General features: G+C 72.4%; 8 protein-coding genes. 5 read left to right on the forward strand and 3 right to left on the reverse strand.

All coding sequences use genetic code 11. The annotated features are described in order from the left end of the window. The first annotated feature begins 83 nt into the window (after nucleotides 1-83). The 5 genes from G6R25_RS20000 (at nucleotide 84) to G6R25_RS20020 (ending at nucleotide 3,519) form a co-directional block, all read left to right on the forward strand. Nucleotides 84-554, forward strand: coding sequence for a hypothetical protein (locus tag G6R25_RS20000; protein WP_163554170.1), 471 nt, complete (start codon nucleotides 84-86; stop codon nucleotides 552-554). Further along, nucleotides 545-1,000, forward strand: a complete 456-nt coding sequence (locus G6R25_RS20005) for a nuclear transport factor 2 family protein (RefSeq protein WP_163554171.1) — start codon at nucleotides 545-547, stop codon at nucleotides 998-1,000. The genes G6R25_RS20000 and G6R25_RS20005 overlap by 10 nt, the downstream gene beginning before the upstream one ends. A 21-nt stretch (nucleotides 1,001-1,021) precedes the next feature. Next, nucleotides 1,022-1,252, forward strand: a complete 231-nt coding sequence (locus tag G6R25_RS20010) for a hypothetical protein (protein ID WP_163554172.1) — start codon at nucleotides 1,022-1,024, stop codon at nucleotides 1,250-1,252. Nucleotides 1,253-2,316: 1,064 nt separating this feature from the next. Next, complete coding sequence (locus G6R25_RS20015; protein WP_163554173.1) at nucleotides 2,317-3,210, forward strand: DMT family transporter; 894 nt, start codon at nucleotides 2,317-2,319, stop codon at nucleotides 3,208-3,210. A 138-nt stretch (nucleotides 3,211-3,348) separates the two neighbouring features. Next, on the forward strand, nucleotides 3,349-3,519 hold the full coding sequence (locus tag G6R25_RS20020) for a hypothetical protein (RefSeq protein WP_163554174.1): 171 nt from the start codon (nucleotides 3,349-3,351) through the stop codon (nucleotides 3,517-3,519). A 92-nt stretch (nucleotides 3,520-3,611) separates the two neighbouring features. Here the strand turns inward: G6R25_RS20020 and G6R25_RS20025 are convergent, their stop codons facing one another. From G6R25_RS20025 to G6R25_RS20035, 3 genes are all read right to left on the reverse strand, one after another. After that, complete coding sequence (locus G6R25_RS20025) at nucleotides 3,612-4,598, reverse strand: AIM24 family protein (RefSeq protein ID WP_163554175.1); 987 nt, start codon at nucleotides 4,596-4,598, stop codon at nucleotides 3,612-3,614. Between the two features lie 79 nt (nucleotides 4,599-4,677). After that, nucleotides 4,678-5,355, reverse strand: coding sequence for an AIM24 family protein (locus tag G6R25_RS20030; RefSeq protein WP_163554176.1), 678 nt, complete (start codon nucleotides 5,353-5,355; stop codon nucleotides 4,678-4,680). 61 nt (nucleotides 5,356-5,416) lie between these two features. Beyond that, the coding region (locus G6R25_RS20035; protein ID WP_163554177.1) for an AIM24 family protein at nucleotides 5,417-6,151 on the reverse strand (735 nt) is incomplete at its 5' end.

Here is a 6,151-nt window from a genome sequence, read left to right on the forward strand (position 1 = left end):
CCGCGGCGCGCTCCGCAGGTCACTCCCCTCCCGTTCCTGCCTACCGGGTACGCCGCGTCGCCAGGTGAACTAGCGTCCAGACCATGACGACGGATCACATCGCGGGGCACCTGCAGCCCGGCGGCCACCCACCCGGCGGCGTACGCGACAGCGCCGATGTGAAGGTGGAGCAGCACCGCCTGCCGCGGACGTACGCCGCGTTCGCCGCGCTGCCCGACGCGACCGGCGAACAGACCGCGGCGGTCGTGCAGGTCCTCGCGCTCTACGGCCACGCGGTCGACAACGGCGACCCGAAACTGCTGGCACAGGTGTTCGTCGACCCGCCAGCCCTCGATCCTGCGACGTCACCCTCCCACCACACCGTCAACACAGAGGTCAAGCAGATCCCCGGCGCCCTGGCCGCGTGGAGCCGGCTGGTGACGATCGCCGGCGACGGCAGCGTCGCGAGCGCCGACGCCGTCGACGTGCTCACCGAGACACCCGCCGGCTGGCGGGTACACCCACGCCACGGCGGCCCCGCCGTCATCGCCGACGGGCAGACACCATGGGCGTGAGGATCGAGCCCGTCATCGTCCCGGTCGACGCGGCCACCTACGCCGACGTGTGCAGCCTGCTCGCCAAGCATCCGCACCTGTTCGACAACATCGCGCTCGGCGCCGCACCGACGGCATACACCGACGACGCGGTACTGAGCGGCACGCCGCTGACGCAGGCCGCGAGCGGCCTGCCGTACGGACGGGTGATGTTCCCCCACCACACCACCGACATCGCCGTCCACCGCGTCGACGACGACACGCTGCGGATCTGGGCGAAGTACCTGGTGATACGCGGCGACGGCACCGCGGGATCAGGCGACTACCAGGACACCGTGGTCCGCACCCCGCGCGGCTGGCGGATCGCCGACCGGGCGGTCACCCGCGGCAACCGGCCCGACGACGACCCCGACGGCCCCTCGACACGGAACCTGACCGCCGCCACCTGGCTGCCGACCGAGGGTTGACCGACCCCGTCATTCCGGATCATGTCGTCCGGGCGGGCGGCCCAGATCGACGACCAGACGACCAGGGTCGGCCTGACCAGCGCCTCCCAGACCACCCACGGCGGGGGCGGCTGGCACCTGCTGCGGGTCGCGACGGCGAGATGGAACGACACCCCGCCCGGCGCCGGCGGCGGACCGGCGGGCGACGAGCGCCCGTGGGGCACGAGCGTCGGACGGGGACACGGCGGCCGACGCGCGGAGGGGGACCGCTGAGCGGGCACCCGCCTCGGGGCGGCGCCCGGCGGCGTGGACTCCGCCGGAGGCCGCGACGGCGACGGATACCCCGGCCGTCCCCCCGGGGTCGACGGATGGCGCGGCGCCGGCGCGGACGGCGGGGTGCGCGGCAGCGGGAGCTGCGGTGCCGGTGCCGGCCGCGAGGACGGGGGCACGGTCCTCGGCGCGGCGGTCCTGTCGGGATCGGGGGCAGGGTCCTCCCGACCGGCGTCACCGGGTGCGTCGTCGCCCGTCGGGGCGGGCGCGTCCTCGTCCGGGGCGGGGGTGCCCGGGTCACTCGACGTCGCGTCGTCCCCGGACGCGGCCGCCGCCGGCGCGGTGGGCGCGGCCGGGAGAGGCTCCCAAGCGGGCGTGGGAGTGGGCGTGAACATGGGAGTGGGCGTGAACGTGGGAGTAGGTGCGGGGGCGGGCTCGCCGGCCTCAGGCCGGCCGACGACGACGTCCTTGCGGGTCCGGTCGGGCAACGGCCCCCAGGCGTCGACGTCGACGGTCGACTCGGCCCACTGCTCGTATGGATCTCGGTCGGCTGGGAACATCTCAGGCTCGGCCGGTTGGCGGGTCAGAGCCACCGCGGCCGCGAGCACGAGTACTAGTCCCAACAGAATCAGCACCGGCGTCAGCATCGCCGTCATTCCCCCCCCGAACAGGTCACCGTGGACCCGCCCCCTCTGTCTGTATATCAAGGTCAGGCAAGTCCGATCGGTCCCGCATTCCAGTCATCCGCGGGTAAGTGACAACGTACGGGTGACCAGCCCGACCAGGGCCCAAATCGATGACACCCAGCGAGGTAGCCGATTCGGGTGGTAAGGCGCGTCGGCAGGCCCCACGGCCACGGATCCCGAGTAGGCAGGACCGGTACATTACGGGCCATCGTGTCCTACTTGTCCGCTCCGGGTGATCCTCCTCGGCCGGTCGGTCCCACGCGCAGCCACGGTCTGGGCGCGCGCGTCGGCGACGGCAGAGCGACCGCGACGCGACCACCGCACCGCCCCGCGCCGGCCGCCGCCGGCCGGCGCGGTACCTGCTGATCGCCCGCACCGCCCGTGCCCCTGTTCATCCCGCTCGCGCTGCTCGCCGCGTTCCTGCTGGCGTCGTCGGCCGCCCTCCAGCAGCGCGCGGCGGGCCGCAGCCGGTTCGCGGCGCGCGACGACAACAACCTGGCCGTGCCGGGGTTCGGGCACCTGCTCGACCTCGTCCGCGAGCCGTTATGGCTGGTCGGCTGGCTGACGAACCTGGCCGGCTTCCTCACCCAGGCGCTCGCGCTGCACCTGGGATCGCTCGCCGAGGTGCAGCCGCTCATGGTCACCCAGCTGCTGTTCGCGCTCCCCCTCGGGCTGGTCGGCACGCGGCTGCGGATGGCCCGGACGGCGTGGTGGGCCATCGCGGCGATCTGCGCCGGACTCGCGCTGCTGCTCGGCGTGCAGGATCGGCTACCCACCCATCCGCCCCTTGACCAGGAACGCCTGGTGCTGGCGATCATCGCCATCGTCGCGCTGGCCGCCGTGTTGGTCACCGTGTCGCGCGGGCGGGGGCCGGCGGGGCGGGCAACGCTGTTCGGTGTCGCCGCCGGATTGTTCTTCGCGCTGAGCGTGCTGCTGCTCAAGCAGGCAACCGACGAAACCCTCGACAACGGGTTCGACGCGACAGTGACAGTGACACACTGGTTCGCCTACGCCCTGTGCGGGGTGACACTGACGAGCCTGTGTCTAGGTCAAATGGCCTACGCGGTCGGCCCGCTGACCGCGACCGTCACCGCCATGAACATCACCAACCCGACCGCCGCCTACGCGCTCGGCGTCCTGGTGTTCGGGGTCCCCGCTCCGAGGGGATCCGGGGTCATCTCTGGCGTCGCGGTCTCCGCCGTGCTCGTCGTCGGCGGAGTATTCCTGCTCTCACGGCCCAGCGCGCTGCCCCGCCCCCGCCACCGCGCGCCCTGACGGCCCCCCTGCGAACGGGTTCCTCCGCGCATATCGCGTCATCCCGGCGCCGGGCGGACGCTCAGGGTGTTGTGGCCGGTCGCGGCGACCGGCACCGTTCGGGGCGGAGGCCTCCGCATGCCCTTGGCAAGGAGCGAGGTGCATCCGGAATCGCGCGGCGACGCGGCCGCCCACGACGCAATCCTCACCGACCTGGTGGACCTTCTCGACGCCGAGCCCGGTTTCGGCCGCGAGTCGGCCCGGCGGCTGCTGCAGGACAGAGTCGCCCGCGCAACCGGCGCAGCAGCCTGGCGGCCCACGCTCCCGTGAAAGGCCGGTCGATCACCGTGCGAACCACCGCCGGATCGCGCTGTCCTGACGACACCAGCCGGGCGAACATGACGACGGATCGATCGTGGACGTCAGCGGTTGCCGAACAGGCCCCCCATGCCACCGCCGCCGAGGCCGCCGCCCGGCCCGCCGGGGCCGCCCTGACCGCCCTGGCCGTGGTGGCCACCGAGCTGGTTGCCCTGGAAGCCGCCCTGGCCAAGGCCGAAATGGCCGGCCGCGCCCGAGCCGGCCAGCGCGTTGTACGGGGGCAGCAGCTCGCAGGGCTGCACGATGACGAAGCCCTGGCCGGAGAACTGCATCTGCCAGCTTTCCCCGGTGTTGCCGCGCGGGCGCCACACCGCCGAGGACGTCACCGCCGCCTGCATCGAGACCTGCAGGCCCGACGACCAGCCGACGACCGCGTCCGCGTCGGCGAAGTAGTAGTTCTGGTGGGTGACGTGCATGACCAGCGGAGCGCCCGACGTGCAGACCGCGACCTTGCCGTTGCCGCGCAGCTCCACCTGGTAGGAGCCGACGCCGGCGATGCCGACCTGGGTGTCGACCCGGACCAGGTCCCAGCTCAGGTCGGAGTTGAAGGCGAGGACGTTCTTGCCGTCGACGGTCAGCGCGTCGCCGGCCAGGTCGAGAATGTGGATGTCCTGCGCCTGGTTGGCGAGGAAGACCGAGCCGGAACCGGAGACCTGCATGAGGTTCAGGCCCTCGCCGCCGCTGAAGAAACTGCGGAAGCGCCCGCCCCAGCCCTCCCAGTGCGCGTCGAAGTTCGCCGCGCCCTGATAGGCGACCATCGCGCCCTTGCGGGCGTAGAACTCGCGCATCCCCTGCGCGCCGAGCGTCGCCCGCAGCATCTTGCCGTTCTGCAGCGAGAACGGCTCGTCGGAGGGCCGCTCGGGATTGTCGAGCAGGCTGCTGCGGATGCCACCGGGCGCGGGCGGGTAGCCCTGACCCGGCCCTCCCGGGTAGCCGCCCGGACCGGGGGAACCCGGCGGCGGGTAGCCCTGGCCGCCCGGGTAGCCGCCGGGACCACCCGGATGACCGCCGTGTGCCCCGCCCTGCGTCATGCCGTAGTCCTCTCCGCCGTCCGCCGCGCCGTGCCCGCACCGTCAACGAACCGCACGCCGCTGTGGGATCCCATGGCGATCAGCCTCGCAGGGACATGGTGGGCCGCTTGTCCTCGCTCGGCTGGACGACGACGAAACCCTGCCCGGAGAATCCGAGCTGGAAGGCCTCGCCGGAGCCGCGGCCGATCAGGCCGCCGAGGCGCGCGGTACGGCGGGGCTCGACGCGCAGGCCGTCGGTGTAGGCGACGAGGGCGTCGGTGTCGACGAACGTCGGCGCCTCCCGGGTGTCGAGCACGATCGGGTTGCCCTTCGCGGTCAGCGCCACCCAACCGTGGCCGCGCAGCACCACGTTGAACATTCCCATCCCGGACAGCATCGTGACGCCGCGGACGCGTTCGATCTTCCACTCCAGCGCCGCGTCGAAGGCCAGGATGTTCTTGCCGTTGACGGACAGGCCCTCGCCGACGAGCTGCGCGACGATAACCTCCTTGCCGTAGTCGGCGAGGTAGAGCAGGCCCTGGCCGGCCGCCGTCATCAGCGGCACGCCCTCGCCGGTCGCCCAGGACGAGGCGATTCGGCCAAGCTGCGACGGCTGCGGGTTGAAGTCGATCAGCCCCTCGTGGGCGATCATGGAACCGACCCGGGCGAACAGGTCCTGGCCGGGATTCATGACCACCTTGGCGATCTTGGAACCGTGCTTGCTCATCCGCTCGAAGACGGGCGTGGGCCCGTAGTGCTGGATCAGGCTGCCCTGCACAGCCCGCTCCCTCCCGCCGACGGGCGACCCGCCGGGCACGCTGCCGCGATCGTCGCCACGCTCACACCTCGTACGGCTGGACGACGACGAAATGACCGGTGAATCCCATGAACTGCAGCGCCAGGGCCTCGCCACTGCTGCCCGCGTAGATCTGCCGGGAGATCCGCACCTGCGTCGACACGCTGACCCGCATCCCGGTGGTCCACGCGACCAGCGCGTTCATGTCCGCGAACGTCGGGCCCTGCACGGGCAGGGTCATCGGCGATCCCTTGGTCATGACGACCACCGAGCCCGGCCCGGAGACCTCGAAGTGGAACAGGCCACCGCCGGGGATGCCGGCGCTCTCGATCCGGCGCACCTCGGTCCGCACGGTGGCGTCCATCGCCAGCAGGTTCTTCGCGTTGATGCACAGCGACGAGCTGCCGAGCTCGACGATGTGCAGGTCCGCGGCGTCCTGGGCGAGGAAGACCTCGCCGGACCCCTTGCAGGTCATGAGCTTGAGGCTCTGGCCGGTCAGCTTGCCCTCGATGAGCCCGCGCAGCCCGCCACCCTTGTAATCGAACTCGACATTGTCCTGGTAGGCGACCATCGACCCGCGCAGCGCCAGCGCGTCCGGCCCGAGGGTGACCTTGACCAGCTTGCCGTTCTGCTGGGTCCAGCGCCCGGCCGTCGGCACCTCGCGGTACGGGGCGAGGCTGTTCATCGCCCCCGGTGGGGTCGGCTGGACCTGCGACGGCAGGGGTTCGGGCCCGCCGAACGCACCCACCGGCGGCTGCGCCCCGGGCATGGCGCCCGG

Origin of the sequence: Candidatus Frankia alpina (assembly GCF_902806485.1) — a bacterium.
Taxonomy (GTDB): domain Bacteria; phylum Actinomycetota; class Actinomycetes; order Frankiales; family Frankiaceae; genus Frankia; species Frankia alpina.

Bases quoted from the DNA above. Each gene is read 5' to 3' on its own strand.
- G6R25_RS20000 (WP_163554170.1), top strand. From the start codon at position 84: ATGACGACGGATCACATCGCGGGGCACCTGCAGCCCGGCGGCCACCCA.
- G6R25_RS20005 (WP_163554171.1), top strand. From the start codon at position 545: ATGGGCGTGAGGATCGAGCCCGTCATCGTCCCGGTCGACGCGGCCACC.
- G6R25_RS20010 (WP_163554172.1), top strand. From the start codon at position 1,022: ATGTCGTCCGGGCGGGCGGCCCAGATCGACGACCAGACGACCAGGGTC.
- G6R25_RS20025 (WP_163554175.1), bottom strand. From the start codon at position 4,598: ATGACGCAGGGCGGGGCACACGGCGGTCATCCGGGTGGTCCCGGCGGC.